Below are 19,366 nucleotides of genomic sequence, written 5' to 3' on the forward strand. Positions count from 1 at the left end.
CTTAATCCTCGTTAGTTGTTAATTGCTTGATTGAAATTGCGCCGATGGGCTGTTTGTCGCACACGGCATAGTAAATAGCATAACTATGCCGCGCGCTTTCCCCGCCAACCTGGTCCAGACCTTCTGGGGTATAGCTTAGATAAACGGGAAATTCCGGGTCTCTTGCCTCGTTGAGCAAAATGAAATCTTTGTATGCTTTCTGACCACCGATAATATTGTGGTGTTTGCTTTTCATGTAAGCCAACAAGTTTCTATCGCTATCGCCGTAGCCTTGGATTTCATCCAGCGACGCAGTCAAATTGTCGAATTGCTCGCGGTCGCTCACTGGAGCTTGGTAAGCATATTCGTTCAAGAATTTGATCTTTGGCCATTGACTAACCTCGCATATCGCCATTTGCACAAACCGATTTTCACCGCGTAAAGAATGTTTGCTGATTTTGCTGCGACCTTTCTCAGTAGTTTTTTTCGGTGGAATGGTAATCGGATCGACAACCTTGTTTTGAATCAACTGTACGCCCTGTTTGAAGCAAGCCAATAAATCCGATTCCATTGCCTGCTTGGCAAGTTCTGTTTCATGAAATTTTCGGTACAGCGAATAAAGCTTTGGCAATTGGATTGTTTGGTTCTCAATTTCTTCGGTTTGCAAAAAGCGATACCAAACCTTGGTGGCGGCGAAGGAATATTGCCGGTTTAGGAATCGGGCGGCTGCTCCGGTGCCTTTACCTTGATGGATCAATTCCGGCACAGCAACACAGTAAATATTGGTTGCAGAATTGGCTCCGAATCGATCGAGCCGACCCAAACGTTGCAGAAAATTTTCTGCAGTCGTGAGTTCGGACACCATATAATCGGAAGTGATATTTAACGATGCCTGCACAATCGGCCCGGCTCGCAATACATTGTATTTTGGAGTACCGTTTTTTTTGAAGGATTCGTACACTTCATCGAACAATTTGTGCTTATCGCTTTTTTTGAACTTGGAATGTAGCAATATTGCATTTTCGGCATTCTGATTGCGAATAAAGCTTTTTTGTGCAGTTTGGGCGGTATTACTGATTACAATGGTATTACCGCTTTGCTCGTAATACAGCGGGTTGCTTTCATCCTGTAGTATTTCATCGAATATCTTGAATTCAATAGAATATTTACTAGGATTGAAACTGGGCATTTCGATAATGTCTTCCGGTTGAATCCCTATGACGGCGTCAAGGAAAAAGTAATGCGGTGTGGCGGAAACCAGCAAGGTATTGGCAAGCCTTCCTTGAGATTTTTTGCATTCGACCAATTCTGCAAATAACAGGTTGAACGCCGGCATGGCGATATATTCGTGAAACTCATCAAATACGACATGCGCGTTCAAGACATTAATCAGCGTGTTCACCTTTGTGTGGGTGATAATGGTGCTGAATACTTGATCGATGGTAGTGATGACGATATCGCCAGAAAAAAAATCGTCTTCCGCCGTACCTTTTCCCCATTTTCTGGTGTATTTGAACTCGCCTGTATTAATTTCGATATTGGTGTCTGGCAAATATTGCTCGGAAGTCAATTCGAGAAATAAACCTTGGCAGACTTGTACACGTGGACAAATCCAAATGATTTGCTGACCATTCTTTAACATTGCCCACTCCAATGCAATCTTGGTTTTACCACATCCGGCTGGGCCAGACAGAACGGCAACATCGTTTACTTTGCTGAGCTGAACGGCGATTTCATGCTGTTTGCTAGTGCGCTCGCTGGACGGAAATTGCGTCATGCAGGATTGAATTTGCGAACACAAACTACTTTCTGACAGCAAGGTCTCGTCGACCAAACGGTGTAAAGTTTGATATCTGACATGGTTGTGCAAATCTTCAGCGGATAATCCGGAGATCAATCGGTCTACGGAAACGACACACGCGCGCATTAGATTGTGTAGGGCGTTGGCGGTAATTTGCTGTCGATAATCGTCGATACGATTTTCCAGCTCATACGTTTTGTAGTTGGGTAGCGGTGTTGTCTTGATGTTAGCCAATGAATCCAAATCTACCGTTTCGCAGTAAATTCTGTTAATCAACGATGTTTCGGTGTTCCGATATTTTTGATCAATTTCACCAATTTGTTGTAACAGCCGTTGTGCTTTCTCAACGATTTCCGAAAACTGGAGAGACCCTAAATTGCCGTTAAATTTTTTATGAATTCCGCCAAACGTCGAAAACTCAGGGTCTTTTTCCTTACGGTATGGTTTGGCATGGTGCCAATAAATAGTATGCTTGATTGCGTTCTTGTGACCAGTACTGATACCTTTGAACGAGACAGGATCGAGTAATTGATAAAGCAGAACAGAGATCTCGTTATGGCGCGGATGCTTTTCGAAGCTGAATTTGGTGTCGTTTATGTGCTGGCCGTCCTCCGCCTGGCAATCTTTTTTCTTCGGGTTTCTCACCCAATCCTGAAAGGCAGGATCGATTTTCCCGGCATCGTGCAAACAACCCGCGACAAATGTCGCGTCTGCGCCGTTTTTATTGTCCGGCGTCAAACGCGCTAGCAGTTGCTCTGCTACATAACCCACAGCGAACAAATGTTCTGCCAATGCCTGTAGGTGGGTGTTGGCATAGAGAAAATTGGGATTAGGTGCTTGTTTGGGTATGTCCATTATGAGTTCCTTGGTGGTGGAATTTACTGGCACGATGCCTTGCGGATTGAATTGGTCTCGATTCCCCACAATCCAAACCAACTCGCTTCGACTCCGCGATCTGATCCAATGACAAGCCACAGCGGTATTTTTGGTGGCAGTTTTGCGCAGCAGGGTTTTGACGGCGATCAATCCTTCTTCCGTGATGACGGTTTGCCAGGCGTTGTCGCCGATGCGGTTGGCAAAAGCATCCAGTACTCGCCGGGTACGACTAAGCGCTTTTTTCTCGCATTGGCTGACGAAGGTAACCATCATGATTGATTCCCCTCACCCCGTCCCTCTCCCAGGGGGAAAGGGGGATTTTGTAGAGCTTGTTGCTTGACTTGCTCGAACATGAAATCCATGGCCTTGTGTTCGGTAAATTTTTGCAGGATTTGCTGGCGGAATTCCTGTTCGCTCATTTTTTCCTTGGCACAAACGAAGGCCCAAGGCAGGACGATGGCGTCTTTGACCAGATCGGCGATGTCGAACACCAGTGCGCCGCGGCGAGTTTTTCCGTGCATCACAGCAAAACCATGCGGTATTCCCAATACCCAGAGTGTGCTTGCTGCAAGGCCATAGGCCAAATAATTACCATGATTCAGAAAAGCGTTTGCACTGTCGGTGCTGTCGTAATTGCGCACGAAGTCTTTTTGCTGGGTTCGGCTGACGGCGACTTTGTAGAGGTTTTTGGTGAGCTGCGCTTCGATCAACAATAACTCGGTTACATTAGCGGCTTGTTCTACTTTGTTCGTGTAGCCCGCGAATGCTTGCGTGACATCCTGGTCGTCGATAAAGAAGCTCTCATTTTTTAAATCTTTATCTTTGCTCCATGCGCTTTGCAAGTAATTGATGCGCAAGAGCTGAAAGTGTTTTGCGACTTTTAATCGCTTCTCATCATCAAACCAAAAAGATAACCATCCTTGAACATATTCTGTGGGGCGATACTCGCTTTGCGGTGTGAGCCATTCAATTTCAGTTCCCATCAGCAGCGGTGTGCCGCCGCCACCACTGAAACCGATCAAAACACCGGCCGATGCGAGCATGCGTACCGCCGCCTGCGTAATTGAAGTCCCGGTACCTAATAAAATAACCGTAGTATTGGCAATCGGAATATTCCAGTAAAGTTGCTCATCTTTGGCTTCTGTCAAATAGAGAACACGCCCATCTTTTTGCATCACACGGCACTTTTCCAGGTAATAAATATTGGCTCGTTTGGAGTGCAGAATTGCTTTTAAATCGGTTAATTGCTCCATTTAGTAATATCCCCCTAATTCAAAAACAAAAAGATGCAGAGCAATTGACTTCTATTTTGAAACACTACATTCCTCTCACAAGCTCAATATTTATCAAGATTATTGCTTTCCTCAACTTCATTAACTGTAAAAAAAATGGCTTCATCCGCATGACATTCGCAGCAAACGACAAAGCTGCCAGGACATCCTTCTGTGCAATTCTCGGATAATTCTCAATAAATTCTGTTATGCTCCAGCCAGAAGCAAGACAATCGAGGATCAGTTCGATTGAAATACGGGTTCCGGAAATAACCAGTTTTCCCGCTAATACATCCGGATTTTTAACAACACAAATCTTTCAGCAATACTGTTTATTTATATCTGCCATCTCACCTCCACCACGATCCGCTCCCACGGATTATTACTTTTTTTCAACCCTACTATCAAAGCTGACATTTTCTCGCCACGATCCAGCAATTGCGAGATTGCGGCATTGTCCATCCGCGGAATGTAGCCAAGTTTGTGGCCTTGCCAGGTTATGCTGATAGCACGCTCGTCATAAGGGTTATCGGCTTCGCGCACCAGGGTAAGCGGCTGGCCAACAGAGAATTGCGGCCAGAGCGTTTCACCGTGGTAATACTGGAATCCAGCCAGAGGTGAAATCTGTAAGGTTTTCCATGCAGTTTGGATTCGATTTGGCGTGCGCAATGGCAGGCAGAGTAAGCCCGCTGATCAGTGTCGTAAGTGATTTCAGGAATAAGCGCCGTGACATGATATTTTCTTGTAAATGAGTTTATGGTTATCCTCATTATCCCTCACCTGCAGGCTCAAAATCTGACCCTGTTCTAACCATATTTTTTTATCACTGCCCGCAGGCGAGTGATGACTTCCTGCCGTAATTCAGCCGGCTCCAATACTTCCACTCCAGCGCCATGCTTCAGAATATCCATCACCAGTTCGCTGGCATTGGCATAAGGGATGCGCAGTTCATAGCTGCCATCGGATAACAGTGTTCCTTGTTGCTGGGGATGCCATTGTTCATCGGCAACCCAGCGGGCGCGCTCGGGTGAGAAAAGCACACGGCGGTCTCTTTAGGTTTGCCGGCAAAAATACCGTAGCTGGAAGCAAAATGGACGTCGAGTTCAGCGTCGCTGAATTCGAGCGCAGCCTGATCGAGCGAATGAGATGCGCTGATACGGTCGACGGCAAAGCTGCGCAGCGCCTCACGCTTATGGCAATAAGCATCCAAATACCAGTTATCGCGATAATGAGTGAGGCGCTGGGGTGAAATCTGGCGCTGGGTAGTCTGGTCGTTGCTGCGACTGTGATAGAGGATGTGCAACCGCTTTCTTTGCAGCAATGCACTGGTCACGGACTGGAAATGCTCCGTGGCCGGTTTTCTTGCGGTCATTTGTAAAATACGGATGCGCCTGGCGATTTCATCCTTGTTTGACTGTATAGTGGCAAGAATTTTTTCCAGACGGGCTTTTATCGGCTTGAGACGATCGTCTAATAACCCGGGCTGAGTTTGTTCCAGCAACTGCTGCACGGTCAACAGTGCATACAGTTCATCAGCATTGAACCACAGTCCCGGTAGTTCAAAGACCTCCCCTTCGCGGGTCTCATAGAAATAGCCATTGCGTTCACGGTCGTATTTCAGCGGCGCATTAAAGTACAGCCGCAATTCGTCAATGATGCGCTTGACCGTGGCGTGTGAGCATTCGAGTTTTTCCTCGAGTATTTGTCGTGAAACAGGCTGCCGCCTGGTGGCAAGTATTTGGTGCAGCTTGTAAATGCGTTGCAGACGGTCCATTCTGGCTACTCTGTTTATTTTTGTTATACCGCATGGCTAACCCGGCTTAGCTCCTGGATGAATAACGGTGGATTTAACCACAAGCTACGCAATTTATGAGAAATGCATTCCTATTTTGATCGATCATACCAGCCATGCCAGCGGCAATACATAACAAACGGCTGGTCGGAGTAGAACTTAACAGCAATACCCGGACGAGTAAAACCGGGTCGCTGGGAGAATGGTGCAGGTCTGGGTTTTAATAATCAGAATTTATTATCCACAAATTCCGTGGATAAGGCTGTGGGTAACTGCTTTATGTCGCGGAAGGGCAATGATTATTCGGGGTGCTTCAAAAAGATGCCACAAAGTGTGATGGACTTACTTCTTCCTCTCGCCCTTCGACAGACTCAGGGCGAGCAGTACGAGAATGAGTCAGGTATTCACTTTATCGCATATGGCCATTCCCGCCATTCTCTGAGCATCGGGAAATACAGTCCTAACCGGATAGGTCGTTGCTCTCTCTGCTGCATCAAGTTCGCATAGCGTTCCAGTTGCGGGCGATAGCGCAGCTGTTCTCGATCGAGGAAGGCTTCGATATCGCTGCCCAGGTGGGTACCTGTTTTGTAATCGATAATCCAGCGTATGCCTGTTGCATCGACAAAAGTTCGGTCCATGACGATATGATCGAGTCCTTCTTCGCGCATGCCGCTCAATGCCCATTCGCAATGGGCGTCGGCATGCTGTCCGCTTAGAATCCAACGGCCTCTTTCATCCTCCCACAGGGTCTTGAGTGCGGTGGATAGTTGCATCAACGCATGATCGAAATGAGTCTGCGCGACCCCATTTTGCATCAGCAAAACCCGGCCAGCCTGTTCAAAACGGAACAAATCCTGGCGGCCAAAACATTCGATGCCGGTTTTACCGATATGCTGCAGCAAGCGATGTAGGACTGTGCCGACCTGCCGGGCGGTTTCGCCCGCCCAGTCAAATTCGATCGACTCTTCCGTGATCTGGCGCGAGGCTGCAATGGTCACTTTGACAGCTTCAGGCGGTGGAGGGGAAGCCCAGTCCGCCGCCAGACGAAATCGTTTAGCCGGAAGTAGGGGTAGCCACTGAGTAGTCAGTTCTTTCGAGGCATTTTCTGCCGATTCTTTATCGCTAACCTGAGCATTCAGCAAAGCCTGAAAATGCGCTTTTACTACTGGCCATAGCCGCGCCAGCAGGGAATTTTCAGGCGGGGGCTTAATTTCCATGATCTCTGCATCCGAGTGGTTCACATGGCCGAACAGATGCAGGCGATGTTTAGCGCGTGTGGCCGCAACGTATAGCAAGCGGCCATTTTCCCGATAGCCTTTTGATTTATCCAATTGCCGCAGGGAGGTCATAATCGGATTGGCGTCATCACCCATTGCACTGATCGGTGCAAGCAGCAATGCGGGGTAACCCGATTTGAGTTGATGTTTCATCCAATATAGTAACTTGGTTTCATCATGCTTGCCCGTCCGGCCAAGGCCCGGCAGGATCACCGTATCGAATTCCAGTCCTTTCGCCTTATGGATGGTCATGAGCTGCAGCGAGCCATCCGCCATCACGTCCGGCAAAGCGTAGAGTCGAGCGACACGTTCATCGAGTATCTGAATATCCGGCAGTTGACCGGCTTCGGTCAATTCTTCCAGCAACTGGAAGTAAACCTCCGCGTCGTCCAGATCCGTTTCATCCGTCACACAGGCCGGTCCGCCCAGTGCGATCCACGTGCCTTCCACATTCCTGCGCAAGGAACGTGCTGCCTGCTGAATGATCGCGCTTTCAACGATGGGCAGTACGCGGGCAAGCCGCTGCTGGCCATCCTCACTGAGTTGCGCAAGCTGGGTTGAATCCCGCAGCAAATCAATGATCGTTTTTTGAAAATCGCCACCCGCCAAGGCATACAGGTCCTGCAGCGTCAATCCACACCAAGGCGCACGCAGCAACGCCAGCCAGGCGATACGATCGCCATGGTGCAGCAAGGCGCGGGTCAGGGCAAGCAAATCCTGGATTATGGATCGGTGCGTGAGCCGTTCGATTTCGACTGCCTGAAAACGCAGCCCGGCCTGCTTCAGTTGCGCGATGATCTGCACGAGGTGGGAGCGGTTCCGAACCAGGATGGCGGTCGTGCCACTCGAATAGGCCATTTTGGCCTGCTGCACAATCGATGCGATTTGTTGCGCCTCGGCCTGATCATCCCGTTGCAGCGAAGGATAAAGGGTGACCGCTTCAGGGTGAGTGGCTGCATGAAAAGCGACGGACGGTGCATAGGACACGGCGCTTGAGGCTATCTCGTCCTTTGCGGGCAAAATGGCAGGGAAATGCTGATTGATCCAGTCGATGATCCCCTGCTGGGAACGAAAATTGACCGATAAGCGCAGAAATTCAAGTGGAATCTGGCCAAATACGCCATGATCGCGGATCTCAAGGAATAAGCCTACTTCAGCTTGCCGGAAGCGGTAAATGGATTGCATGGGATCGCCCACCAGAAAAAGCGTGCGGCCATCATCCGGTTGCCAGCCCGCGGTCAATCGCGCCAGCAGCTCGGCCTGATTGAACGAGGTATCTTGAAATTCATCGACCAGCAAGTGCTGGATACGGTAGTCCAATGCCAATGCCAGATCGGTGGGCGCATCAGGTTCCCCAAGCGCCTGAATCGCAGCCAGTGTCAGCGCTGGAAAATCGACCTGCCCCATTTCACGAAATGTGACTTCCAGATACCCCGCCGCTACTGTGAGCAGTTTGAATAATGCTTGCAGCGTCTCCCATTCATCCTCTCTGTATTGATGCGGGGGTAATGTCCGGATCAAGGCCAGTTGCTGGACAAATTCATTTTCAGTCACCAATGCTTGCAGCAAGTCCTCCATTCGCTGCTTCATCTCGCGATAGTGCGCCTTTTCTTCTGGATGACTTCCCTGAGAAGCAGGAGGAAACCCTTCATTTTTGCTCACTCTCTTTCGCAATTCGCCCTTGCTCGTCAACAACAAGGTGGCGAGTCCTTCCCATTGCGGCCGGTCGGTGATTTGCCAACCTGGTAAATCCTGCAGGGTTTGGCAATGCGCAATGACAGAATCGCCCGTTTCAGGCTGGTTTGCGGCAAACTTTGCCAAAGCGACGATCTCCGCGCGATTAACGGCAGGAGCCTGATCAACGAGCGTTCGTAACGCATCGGTCACCCATTCAGTCAATCCGGCTTCCAGTTTGTCACGCATGAGCACTTCATGATGGGGCCCCGCCAGATAAGCGAGCCATTGATCACGCCGCGCGAGCATGCTCGCGATCAACTGCTGGAGCTTGTCCAGTCGGTTATCCAGATGCGCGATCAAATGCGCAATGGCATCCGACCATTCACCCTCCGACTCGACTACCTCGATCGTTTGCCGGGCCGCTTCCTGATAGAGATCGGATGCTTCCTCCGCGATCGATGGCAGCACACCGAACTCAGAAAGAATGGGCATTTGGCTGACCAGTCCAGCGCACAAGGAATCAATCGTCTGAATGCGCAAGCGGGCAGGATTCTCGAGCAATTGCCAGTCTTTGGCCTGATCGTGCGCCAGCACACGCTGGGCTAGCTGCCAGGTTTGGCGTGCGTATTCTTCTTGCGGAGGCGAAGTATCTTGAGCAGTGGTCAATGCCTGCAGAATCCGTTGGCGCATTTCGCTTGCGGCCTTACGGGTAAAAGTGATCGCTACGACTTCCTCGGGTGAATCGACTCTCGCCAGGAGTACCAGAAACCGCTGGGTCAGCAGGCCAGTTTTGCCTGATCCAGCAGGCGCCTGAACGATAAAAGACTGCTGTGGATCGAGCGCTCGCAGCCGCTCGGCCTGGTCGGCGACTTCCGGTCGTATCGTCATGATTCATTCCCCTTATCCCCTGCCTCGGCATCGGCTTCATCCAGCAAGGTCAATTCATTGATGCGGCACAGCGGGTGTAGCGTGCAGTAGGTACACGTGGCAGGGTATTGCTTGGGATCGACCGCCGCTTCGCCACGGCAGAAGCTGTCGCCAAGCCTTTCCAGGGTCGCTCGCCAATGCGCCAGCACTTGCGGCCAGTCGCCTATCTCACGGGTCTGCGGCAGCTTTTCATGGGATTTCACTCCAGGCAAAATTCCCTCCTCCATTGTGACGCCACTGAATGCCATCTGACCCGCTCGCACCTGGGCAAAGGCCATGCCGGCAAGATTCTCGGTGGAAATCAGGCTGTAGAGCGGCAATTGCGGCTCATCGGGGCGGTCTCCGAACCATTGGCTGGCTTTGGCTTCACCTGTTTTGTAATCAATGATCAATCGACACCCGTCTGCGATTTCATCGATGCGATCGACTTTGAGCTGAATGTTGAGCGTGCCCACAACCCATTCATATTTTTTTTCTTTCTCAATGACCCGGAAAGGCGAACGATTTTTTTCCAGATCCAGCCATGACAGTACTTGACGATGCAACCTATCAGCCTCCATGGCCCTAAAGCGTCGGGTAAATGTTTGCGGATAATGCGGCGCTATTTCAGTGATAGCCGCATTGATTTGATCCAGCACCAGTGTGCTGAGTTGGGTATCTGGCAATGCGACCAATTGTTCGTGCGAGTCTAGCCTATCCCAGACTTTTTCCATGATGCGATGCAGAAGATTACCTCGCGCCATGGCATTCAAGCCGATCTGGATTCCCCCCAGCGGCCCGGCACCCAGACGTAACTCCGCAAATGCCCGGAAGGGACATGCCGCCTGCAACTTGAAAATGCGACTGCCGCCGCTGGTTGTCGTCTGCGCCAGAGATGGCGCGGGATCATGAAGCCACTCACTCAACTGGGCGCTACGATGCACAGTATCACGCCATGAAACGATCTTACTCACTAACAGCGACTCCACTGCCAGAGAGGGGAAATCCTTGATCATAGGGCTAGGACGCAATGCTTCCTCGCCATTCCGCTGCGGATAACTGACAATCACCTCATCGGCGCTCGTTATGATGCGCTGGGTAAGCCTGCGCGTCACAGACAATTCACGTTGTTCGCTTGAATGCGGCAACTCATTTTTGCGCTGTAATGGCAAGGGAATGAAGGGATTAGGCTGGGGCGATGGCGGCCATACCCCATCATGCAGCCCCATGATCCATAGATGATCGAACTGCATACCATGCGCTTCGAGCGGGCCGAGCACCTGAACCGGTGCAACGCCTGTTTGCGGTTGAAAAATGCGCTCTCCAGTCATTTGCCCAAGCTGACTCAATGCAGCAGACCATGATATCTCTCCCGTTACCCAATCCAGCGTAGCCAATTCCGCCAATAAGGCATGCCACGCTTCAACTGTCTGATATTCATCACTCGATAAGCGGTATCCTTCCAGCCAGCCGACCGTCTTGAGTAGCTGGGCGAAATGCTGCACCCATTGCCCTGGATGATCCTTGCGTGGACAGGTTTGCAGCCACGTTCTCAGCATATCGAGTTTCTTTTCCAGTACGGCGCAGGCATAGCTGCGATTTGTTTTTGACGCATGATAATGCAAGGTATCAAGGGATACACTGGGCTCACCCGTTTCGCGCAACCGCACATCCAGCAAGGCGCGTGCGCTCGACTCCTGCTCCCAGCCCGCAATAAAGGGCGAGTGAAGCAACAGGCTCACGTCCTGGAGGCTGATCGTAGGCTTGAACAGTTCAAGCAGCTTCAATGTCACCGTGATCAGCGGAAAGGCGCCCAATGACTTACCGAGAGACACATTGTAGGGGCGCTCCTGATTCGAATGCCCGGGATGAAAAATTTGCGGAATCAGGATTTCATCCAATGCATGCGTAACGACTTCACGGTGAGAAGACAGCTCTGGCACTACAATCCCTATTTGCGCCTCAGGATGATGCTCCAGCTTCTGCCGCACCCAGCGCGCCATCAAGATCGCCTCCTGACGATTGTCGGCGCTCGCAATCCGGGCTATTTGACTGTTTTTTGGCTTTAATTGCAGCCACTGCACTTTGCAACCCAATCGATCCAGCGTTTCCAGCAAAACAGATTGCTGAGGCGTGAGCTCATCAAAGCCGGTTAACACCAACTCATTGGGTGCCTGCAATGCTTCCCGCGCAAAGCAATGCCTGAGCTGATCCGGTAGGCAGGCGATCGATAACCAGCCTTTTTGCTGGCAAATACGCTGAAAGAATGACTGCCATTTCCAGAATAATCGGCTGTCATCGTTGTACTGAAAAATTGACTCATTTTGCGGTAAGCACCATTCCTGCAGCAACTGCCAGGCTTTCTGCACCTGGAACGCAGTCCTGCTCATCGGCTGAAATGACAGATCCGAAGCGATCATCTCCTGCCAAATAGCACGCTCCTGATAAGGCGTAAGCAGTCGTCCAAATTCAGAAAATGCGCCTGATATCAGGGCTTCCTCCCATAACCGTTGCAGCCAGCTATTCCACGGCAAAATATCCGGTGTCAGCCAGGGTTCTGCATCCCCAGCAACTGCCGCCTGGTCAAAATGTTGATGAAGCACGTGAGCCAGGCGCTGATTTCCGGTAATTACCGTGATGCCTTGGTTTAATTTAGCGAGAATATCCACGCTATCAGCCAGCAGTGGATCAAGCCGGTAAGCTTTCATGAATTCCAGATTGCCCTCACAAGCAAAAATTTACCATTATGCATTGACTGTTCATATCATGTTGAAATAGGTAGAATTGCGAACCAGAAGTACCTTTATTTAGTTTAAAAGAGAAGAATATCAGGAGAACGAATGAATAAAAAATTGATCGGCAGTATGTTTCTTGCAGTTACATTGTTATGGTCCGCTCAGGCGCTATCTGAGGAAGCAGGATCAGAAGCAGGATCAGTAGAGCCTTCACAAGAGGCTCCCGCTTCAGAAGTTTCCTCTCCAGAAGCAAAAGAGCCCTCTCAAGAAGCCTCCTCTCCGGAAGCAGCCGAACCATTACCAAGCGGCCAGGGTTGGCGGCTTGTTCGTACTGTGGAAATAGCGAAGACCGGTAAATTTGTGCAGATGGTACTGGTAGATTTCAAAAGAGAAATGGATCAAACGGTCTATAGCGCTGCAATTCAACGACTCTGTGGTAAAGAAACGGAGTTCTGCCGCATAAGATTCTGGACTCAAGAACGTTTCATCCCCGAGAAAGTGACCCTCACACACGAGCAGCTCAAAGCTCAGAAAGCTGAATTCATATTAAATAAGTCAGCTAGTATCCGCAAAACAACCTGGTCTTGCGATGCTAATCCCGATAAAACTCATTGTGTGAAGTACTAATCACCAGATACTCCCCACATTCTTGTTCTACACAAATGTGGGGTAAATATCACTCCATCAGGATAAGCAGTCGAATTAAACGACCATCAGATATGCAACGCTCGCTTATCCACAGCTAAAGCCGCTTCATGTAATACCTCCGATAACGAAGGATGCGCATGGATGATCCGCGCAAGATCCTCGCTGCTGGCAGCAAATTCCATTGCAACAACAGCTTCCGCAATCATTTCGGAAACATAGGGGCCAATCATATGCACGCCCAGGATACGATCCGTATCAGCGTCGGCGAGCACTTTCACAAAGCCGCTGGTTTCTCCCAAGGCACGTGCGCGCCCATTGGCCATGAAGGGGAATTGTCCTGCGCGATAAGCAATACCGGCTGCTTTAAGTTCCTGCTCGGTTTTTCCTACCCAGGCTATTTCCGGCGAGGTATAAATCACCCAAGGGATGATATTCAGATTAACTTTGACAGACTCATTGGCATGACCTTGCTTTTCGGATGCAATCATTTCTGCGACAGCCACCCCTTCTTCAGAAGCTTTATGTGCCAGCATCGGGCCTCGTACCACATCGCCGACGGCATATACTTTAGGCAGGTTGGTACGACAGTATTCATCGACTTCAATATAACCACGTTCATTCTTGCTTAAACCCATCTCGTCTGTACCCAGACCTGCTGTATTGGGTATTCTGCCCACGGCAACGATCAGTTTATCGACCTCCAGTTTTTGGGATTCCGCTTCAGCATCAGCATAATCAACCACTACCTGCTCCTTTTCAACCTGGATTGACTTGATCTCGACACCGGTCTGGATCACTAATCCTGACTCACGTGTAAAGATTTTTTGCGCTTCCTTTGCAATCTGCTCATCAGCGGCCATCAGAAAATTTGACTGCGCCTCCAGTATGGTTACTTCTGAACCAAGCCGACGCCATACGCTACCCATCTCCAGACCAATGACTCCTGCGCCAATCACCCCCAGACGTTTAGGCACCTCCGTGATAGCTAATGCTCCGCTATTATCCAATATGCGATCATTGTCAACGCTGATGAACGGCAATTGACGGGGCGTTGATCCGGTCGCAATGATGACGTATTCAGCCTGAATTTCTTCGATCTCGTCACCATTCTTTACCTGAATTTTCCAGATACTATTTTCTTCTTCATGCTTAAACAGTGTTCCTCTGCCATGCAAAGAAGTGACCTTGTTTTTCTTGAATAGCATGGCAATCCCGCCCGTGAAAGCCTTCACAATTTTATTTTTGCGCGTAATCATCACGGGCACATCCATGGATAGACCTTCCAGCTTGATGCCATGATCGATAAATTTATGCGCAGCACGTGCATAATTCTCAGAAGATTCCAGTAACGCCTTAGATGGAATACAGCCCACATTGAGACAAGTGCCTCCCAGACTCGCTACGCCTTGATCATTCTTCCATTCATCAATACATACTGTATTAAGACCTAACTGAGCACAACGAATAGCTGCCACATAGCCGCCCGGACCTGCACCAATAACAGCCACATCGAAAGATTTAGTCATGAATCACCTTATAAAAATGAGTGGTTACAAACGAAGGAGAACGTGATGATCACGCAGGATTTTGATTAATAGGGAAGTTTTGTAAGGGAGTGGTGTAGTAATTCATACACCCGACTGAACAAAACCTTTCCTATTAATTAAAGGACAAGTGAGGACACGTGTCAATTTATAAAATATTCGGGCTAAAATAGATCCTTTCAGCAACAACGCCTTCCAAACAAGTAATCTATCAGGGATAGTATTTCAGGTTGATTCAATTAAAATGACAGTTCCTGATTGCCTACCCCGATTTCACTGATTTCCCTGACAGCCTGAACGAAATATGCAGCTTCGTGTAGCTTTATCATTGATTGCGCATGGCGCCGTCCACGCATATGCGCTAGCCGCGCAAGACTCACAGCGGGAATCTCCCATTGCAATGTTTCCAGCAATTGGTCGGCAGATTGGAAATCATTGCATACCAATACCATGTCACAACCTGCTTGTAATGCTGCCCGGGCACGCTCAGTGATGTTGCCATAGCCAGCGGTACCTTGCATGCTCAAATCATCACTAAAGATACAACCATCAAATCCCAATTCATTTCGTAAAATATTTTTCAGCCAGAAGCTGGAGAATCCGGCAGGATACCCATCCATTTTAGGATAAATCACATGTGCCGCCATAATCCCTGCCAAGCCAAAATTGATCATCTGACGAAATGGAATCAGATCATCCATCTCGATATCGGCATAAGTGCGATCATCCATGGCTATTTCAAAATGCGTATCTGCCTGAATATGCCCATGCCCGGGAAAATGCTTGCCTACTGCAGCCATTCCGCCTGATTTCAAGCCCAGCATTAAACTATGCGCTAGTTCTGCAATCGCCTGGGGGGTGCGATGGAAAGCACGGTCACCAATCACACTACTTTGCCCATAATCGATATCAAGCACGGGAGTAAAGCTCAAATCAACACCGCAAGTGGACAACTCCGCCGCCAATACATAACCGGTTTGCTTGGCCAGATGGCGTGCCTGGTGAGGATGCCTGTCCCATATCTTACCTAATTCGCGCATCGCCGGTAATGGCGTAAAATCTTTACGAAAACGTTGTACCCTGCCACCTTCATGATCCACGGCAACGAGTAAAGGTGGATTTCTGAGTGCGTGGATCTCAGCAGTCAATGCTGTCAACTGTTCACACGACTCATAATTGCGGGTAAACAAGATGATGCCTCCTGTAAGGGGATGGCGTAACCTTGCTTTATCTTCGACTGATAACTGGGTACTCACGATATCGAGCATCACCGGACCCAGCGACATCACGCCTTCTCCAGAATCACAAAAGCACTGGCTAGATTGAGTTCATCGCTAAGGGAAAGATGGTGGCTAATAATTCCCTCACGCCTGATCAACTCGGCTAAATCAGGATGAAACTGGAAATACGGTTTACCAAGAGAAGTATGAGCAACAGTGATATTGTTTAACGTTACAGGAGAGCGTAGGCCAGTACCCATTGCTTTGGAAAGAGCCTCTTTGGCCGCAAAGCGCTTAGCTAAAAATATAGCTGGTTTAGCATCCTTGATGTAATCAGACCATTCGTGCTCTGCTAACAATCTACGCGCGAAACGTTCGCCATATTTTTCAAGTGACTGCGCAATACGGGAAAGATCGACGATATCTGTGCCGATTCCATAAATCATTGACTCGCTTCCAGCATGAGTTGCTTCATCTCTCTAACCGCTTGCGCTAATCCAACGAATAATGCATGTGACACAATAGCATGTCCGATATTGAGTTCAGAAAGACCTTGTATCGCTGCAATGGGCCGGGTATTTTGGTAATGCAGTCCATGACCAGCGTTAACTTTTAATCCTTGACTGATACCACAGGTAACGGCTGTGCAAATTTTTTCCAGCTCGCATTGTTGCGCATTGTCATCTTTGGCATCTGCATAATGGCCTGTATGAATCTCAATGACTGGTGCGCCTGCTCTGGCTGCCGCATCTATTTGCCGGCGTTCGGCATCGATGAACAACGATACGCGGATACCGGCGTCTGCCAACTTGCTACAGGCCTGTTTTACTTGTTCGAAATGCCGCACCACGTCCAGTCCTCCTTCCGTAGTCAATTCCTCACGACGCTCTGGAACGAGACATACATCATGAGGTTTGATGCGACACGCAAAGGCAATCATCTCTTCAGTCACTGCGCTTTCCAGATTCATCCGGGTTTGAAGTCGCTCGCGCAAAATTTCCACATCCCGGTCCTGGATATGCCTGCGATCCTCACGCAAGTGGAGCGTGATGGCATCTGCGCCGGCAGACTCAGCAATTAGTGCTGCTTCAACTGGATCCGGATAAGTCGTTCCCCGTGCCTGGCGCAGTGTCGCGACATGATCAATATTGACACCCAAAGCAATCATGATGGTTATCTACCTTTAAGCAAAATCAAAGAAACTCTTCATCCACTTTAACCCGAATATTTCATAAATTCGCGTGATCATCACGCAGGATTTTGATTAATAGGGAAGTTTTGAGAAAGAGGGGTGTAGTGACTCATACACCCGACTGAGCAAAATCTTTCTTATTAATCAAAAGACAAGTGAGGGCACGTGCCAATTTATGAAATATTTGGGTTAAGCCGAACTCATGAGTGCATTGTTCTATTATTAGACATTTAGATTCTTCAATCTTATTCATATCCCAGGTTCTTTAAAGTACTGACATCATCTGCCCAGCCACTTTTCACCTTGACCCAGACTTCGAGATATACTTTGCTACCAAACAATTTTTCCATATCTTTACGCGCTTGGGTAGCAACTATTTTAATTTTTTCGCCATTCTTACCTATCACGATAGCTTTCTGGCTTGCCTTCTCGACTAGAATACAGGCAAAAATTCGCCGTAGATTTCCTTCTACTGTAAATTGGTCTATGAGTACACTGGTCGAGTAAGGAATTTCCTCGCCCATCAAACGAAATAATTTCTCACGAATCATCTCGGCAGCAAGAAAACGCTCACTTCGATCACTAATCTCATCTTTGTCAAACAAAGGCGGACTTTCTGGCAAATAAGGCCGGACCACATCGATTAATTCAGTCAGTTGCACGGCCTTCGCTGCGCTGACGGGAACGATGCCAGCAAAGCTAAATTTTTTAGCCATACTCTCCATGAATGGGAGTAGTTGGGTTTTATTCTCTAATTGATCTATTTTGTTAATTACAAGAATAACGGGTCTGTCAACAGGCACCAGCTCTAGTACCTTCTCATCACGTTCATCAAAACGTATCGCTTCGATCACGAACAGCACGATATCGACTTCCCGCATGCTTTGAATGACTGTCCGGTTCATCATATGATTAAGCTGATTACTATAGCGAGTTTGAAAACCTGGTGTATCAACGAAAATAAATTGAGATTGCTCATCCGTCAAAATACCATTGATACGATGCCGTGTTGTCTGCGCTTTTTTAGAGGTAATACTGATTTTTTGTTGGATCAAATGGTTAAGTAAAGTAGATTTACCGACATTAGGACGTCCAACAATGGCAACATAACCCGTTCTGAAATGAGGGGAATCCATAAAATGGGATATTTCTGCTCTTATTTAGTGTTATTTTGATATAGCTTGAAATCGTACATTATTTATCCCTTCAAAACATTAAGTTTATAAATACACAGGTAATTTAAAGGTATCAGTACGAATAAAATGAATCAAACTAGCGAAGGGTCAAAAAAGAAGTGATGGGTGTTCCCAGTAATCAAGGAATTTTGATGAATTAGCTATGCATGACTAATTCATATGCCTGCTTTGCAGCTTCCTGCTCAGCCCTGCGGCGACTGGTTCCCTCGCCTATCGTTCGAATATTGAGCTTTGGAATGACGCATTCTACTCTAAATTTCTGCCGATGCGCTTCCCCGCTCGTAGTGATGATAGTATATTCCGGCAGGGCAACCCTGCGACCCTGCAGATATTCCTGCAGCATCGTCTTAGGATCCTTACCTAAGGTTTCGAGATCCAAATTTTGTAATAATGGTTTATAAAGATTGTTAACAAAATTTTCAACTTCAAGGAATCCACCTTCCAGGTAAATAGCACCTATCACTGCTTCCAGTGCATTAGCAAGAATAGAGGGGCGGTGATGTCCTCCGCTTTTTCGCTCTCCTTCGCCTAGCCTGATTAAATCACCTAAACTCAGTGCCGATGCAAGCTCAAATAATGCGTGTTGATTAACAAGATTAGCACGGAGTCTTGATAAATTTCCTTCCGGTAGGTGCGGGAGCTGTTTGAACAGTAACGCAGACACAGCACAATTCAATGCACTGTCCCCAAGAAACTCAAGGCGCTCGTTATGCGGGGAACCAAAGCTCCGATGTGTCAACGCCTCCTGCAACAATTCCGGCTGCTTAAGAACATAGCCAATTTTGTGAAAGAAATCGTTAGGACCTGTAATTGGAAAGCTTTGTAAGTGACGTGTATCCAAGCCAGATGAGCTCATTGATTGCTTGCAGCAGTAAAATCAATATCTAAAGAAACATTAGCAAATAAAGGCTTTTTAACCGAATAGCTTACGCTTAGAACGGTTTGCTCGCCTACTTTACTAATTTCAATATCGCGACTATTCACAGTTGCAATATTATCGATAGTTACGCGCTTGTCGAAAGATTGGCGTATTTCCCCGGGATGAGCATTCTGCAAGCTTGGGTCACTGGCCATGGCAACTAATGCACGCTTGATTGCAGCATATTCTATATAGGATGGAATTAATTTCATTCCCAGAATAGCGGTCATCACGACAACTGCTGACCAAATTAACAACCCAGAAAGACCGATACCTTGCTGTTTTTTTCTCATCACATGACGCATATTTTCCCTACCCCCAATCCCATTCCTG

16 protein-coding genes are annotated in these 19,366 nt (G+C 48.3%); 1 reads left to right on the forward strand and 15 read right to left on the reverse strand.

What is annotated here, in order from left to right:
- Position 1: 1 nt before the first annotated feature.
- The 8 genes from BLP80_RS01940 to BLP80_RS01970 form a co-directional block, all read right to left on the reverse strand.
- Positions 2 to 2,929, reverse strand: coding sequence for a CRISPR-associated helicase/endonuclease Cas3 (locus tag BLP80_RS01940; RefSeq protein ID WP_090539622.1), 2,928 nt, complete (start codon positions 2,927 to 2,929; stop codon positions 2 to 4).
- A complete protein-coding gene (cas1f, locus tag BLP80_RS01945) occupies positions 2,926 to 3,909 on the reverse strand; it encodes a type I-F CRISPR-associated endonuclease Cas1f (protein WP_090539624.1) in 984 nt (327 codons plus the stop codon). Before cas1f ends, BLP80_RS01940 begins: the two co-directional genes overlap by 4 nt.
- A gap of 64 nt (positions 3,910 to 3,973) precedes the next feature.
- Complete coding sequence (locus BLP80_RS16555) at positions 3,974 to 4,243, reverse strand: DUF433 domain-containing protein (RefSeq protein ID WP_090539626.1); 270 nt, start codon at positions 4,241 to 4,243, stop codon at positions 3,974 to 3,976.
- Between the two features lie 20 nt (positions 4,244 to 4,263).
- Positions 4,264 to 4,596 (reverse strand): HIRAN domain-containing protein, encoded by a 333-nt coding sequence (locus tag BLP80_RS01955; RefSeq protein ID WP_090539628.1) that lies wholly within the window; start codon positions 4,594 to 4,596, stop codon positions 4,264 to 4,266.
- 137 nt (positions 4,597 to 4,733) lie between these two features.
- Positions 4,734 to 4,898: a WCX domain-containing protein gene (locus BLP80_RS16070; protein WP_371128799.1), complete on the reverse strand. Its 165-nt coding sequence runs from the start codon at positions 4,896 to 4,898 to the stop codon at positions 4,734 to 4,736.
- The gene (locus BLP80_RS01960) at positions 4,838 to 5,701 is read right to left on the reverse strand and encodes a helix-turn-helix transcriptional regulator (protein ID WP_218120344.1); all 864 of its coding nucleotides are present in this window, start codon (positions 5,699 to 5,701) and stop codon (positions 4,838 to 4,840) included. Before BLP80_RS01960 ends, BLP80_RS16070 begins: the two co-directional genes overlap by 61 nt.
- A 422-nt stretch (positions 5,702 to 6,123) precedes the next feature.
- Complete coding sequence (locus BLP80_RS01965; RefSeq protein ID WP_090539630.1) at positions 6,124 to 9,561, reverse strand: UvrD-helicase domain-containing protein; 3,438 nt, start codon at positions 9,559 to 9,561, stop codon at positions 6,124 to 6,126.
- Entirely contained in the window at positions 9,558 to 12,287 is a 2,730-nt protein-coding gene (locus BLP80_RS01970) for a PD-(D/E)XK nuclease family protein (RefSeq protein WP_090539632.1), read from the reverse strand. The genes BLP80_RS01965 and BLP80_RS01970 overlap by 4 nt, the downstream gene beginning before the upstream one ends.
- 132 nt (positions 12,288 to 12,419) lie before the next feature.
- On the opposite strand from BLP80_RS01970, the gene BLP80_RS01975 reads away from it, so the two are divergent.
- The gene (locus BLP80_RS01975; protein WP_176754233.1) at positions 12,420 to 12,941 is read left to right on the forward strand and encodes a hypothetical protein; all 522 of its coding nucleotides are present in this window, start codon (positions 12,420 to 12,422) and stop codon (positions 12,939 to 12,941) included.
- A gap of 86 nt (positions 12,942 to 13,027) precedes the next feature.
- Here BLP80_RS01975 and lpdA read toward each other — a convergent pair whose 3' ends face one another.
- From lpdA to BLP80_RS02010, 7 genes are all read right to left on the reverse strand, one after another.
- Positions 13,028 to 14,488 (reverse strand): dihydrolipoyl dehydrogenase, encoded by a 1,461-nt coding sequence (lpdA, locus tag BLP80_RS01980; RefSeq protein WP_090539634.1) that lies wholly within the window; start codon positions 14,486 to 14,488, stop codon positions 13,028 to 13,030.
- 257 nt (positions 14,489 to 14,745) lie between these two features.
- Positions 14,746 to 15,792 carry a beta-N-acetylhexosaminidase gene (nagZ, locus tag BLP80_RS01985; RefSeq protein ID WP_090539636.1) on the reverse strand — a complete coding sequence of 349 codons (1,047 nt, stop codon included), beginning with the start codon at positions 15,790 to 15,792 and terminating at the stop codon, positions 14,746 to 14,748.
- Positions 15,792 to 16,172: a holo-ACP synthase gene (gene acpS / locus BLP80_RS01990; protein ID WP_090539639.1), complete on the reverse strand. Its 381-nt coding sequence runs from the start codon at positions 16,170 to 16,172 to the stop codon at positions 15,792 to 15,794. Before acpS ends, nagZ begins: the two co-directional genes overlap by 1 nt.
- A complete protein-coding gene (pdxJ, locus tag BLP80_RS01995; RefSeq protein WP_090539641.1) occupies positions 16,169 to 16,894 on the reverse strand; it encodes a pyridoxine 5'-phosphate synthase in 726 nt (241 codons plus the stop codon). Before pdxJ ends, acpS begins: the two co-directional genes overlap by 4 nt.
- 269 nt (positions 16,895 to 17,163) lie before the next feature.
- Complete coding sequence (gene era / locus BLP80_RS02000; protein ID WP_090539643.1) at positions 17,164 to 18,054, reverse strand: GTPase Era; 891 nt, start codon at positions 18,052 to 18,054, stop codon at positions 17,164 to 17,166.
- Positions 18,055 to 18,250: 196 nt separating this feature from the next.
- The gene (gene rnc / locus BLP80_RS02005; protein WP_090539645.1) at positions 18,251 to 18,970 is read right to left on the reverse strand and encodes a ribonuclease III; all 720 of its coding nucleotides are present in this window, start codon (positions 18,968 to 18,970) and stop codon (positions 18,251 to 18,253) included.
- Positions 18,967 to 19,326 (reverse strand): DUF4845 domain-containing protein, encoded by a 360-nt coding sequence (locus BLP80_RS02010; protein ID WP_256324914.1) that lies wholly within the window; start codon positions 19,324 to 19,326, stop codon positions 18,967 to 18,969. The genes rnc and BLP80_RS02010 overlap by 4 nt, the downstream gene beginning before the upstream one ends.
- Positions 19,327 to 19,366 lie beyond the last annotated feature (40 nt).

This window comes from Nitrosomonas sp. Nm132 (assembly GCF_900100485.1).
GTDB lineage: Bacteria > Pseudomonadota > Gammaproteobacteria > Burkholderiales > Nitrosomonadaceae > Nitrosomonas.

Bases quoted from the DNA above. Each gene is read 5' to 3' on its own strand.
- cas1f (WP_090539624.1), bottom strand. From the start codon at position 3,909: ATGGAGCAATTAACCGATTTAAAAGCAATTCTGCACTCCAAACGAGCC.
- era (WP_090539643.1), bottom strand. From the start codon at position 18,054: ATGGATTCCCCTCATTTCAGAACGGGTTATGTTGCCATTGTTGGACGT.
- BLP80_RS01940 (WP_090539622.1), bottom strand. From the start codon at position 2,929: ATGATGGTTACCTTCGTCAGCCAATGCGAGAAAAAAGCGCTTAGTCGT.
- BLP80_RS01970 (WP_090539632.1), bottom strand. From the start codon at position 12,287: ATGAAAGCTTACCGGCTTGATCCACTGCTGGCTGATAGCGTGGATATT.
- pdxJ (WP_090539641.1), bottom strand. From the start codon at position 16,894: ATGATTGCTTTGGGTGTCAATATTGATCATGTCGCGACACTGCGCCAG.
- BLP80_RS01965 (WP_090539630.1), bottom strand. From the start codon at position 9,561: ATGACGATACGACCGGAAGTCGCCGACCAGGCCGAGCGGCTGCGAGCG.
- BLP80_RS02010 (WP_256324914.1), bottom strand. From the start codon at position 19,326: ATGAGAAAAAAACAGCAAGGTATCGGTCTTTCTGGGTTGTTAATTTGG.
- acpS (WP_090539639.1), bottom strand. From the start codon at position 16,172: ATGATTTATGGAATCGGCACAGATATCGTCGATCTTTCCCGTATTGCG.
- rnc (WP_090539645.1), bottom strand. From the start codon at position 18,970: ATGAGCTCATCTGGCTTGGATACACGTCACTTACAAAGCTTTCCAATT.
- BLP80_RS01975 (WP_176754233.1), top strand. From the start codon at position 12,420: ATGAATAAAAAATTGATCGGCAGTATGTTTCTTGCAGTTACATTGTTA.
- BLP80_RS01960 (WP_218120344.1), bottom strand. From the start codon at position 5,701: ATGGACCGTCTGCAACGCATTTACAAGCTGCACCAAATACTTGCCACC.
- nagZ (WP_090539636.1), bottom strand. From the start codon at position 15,792: ATGTCGCTGGGTCCGGTGATGCTCGATATCGTGAGTACCCAGTTATCA.
- lpdA (WP_090539634.1), bottom strand. From the start codon at position 14,488: ATGACTAAATCTTTCGATGTGGCTGTTATTGGTGCAGGTCCGGGCGGC.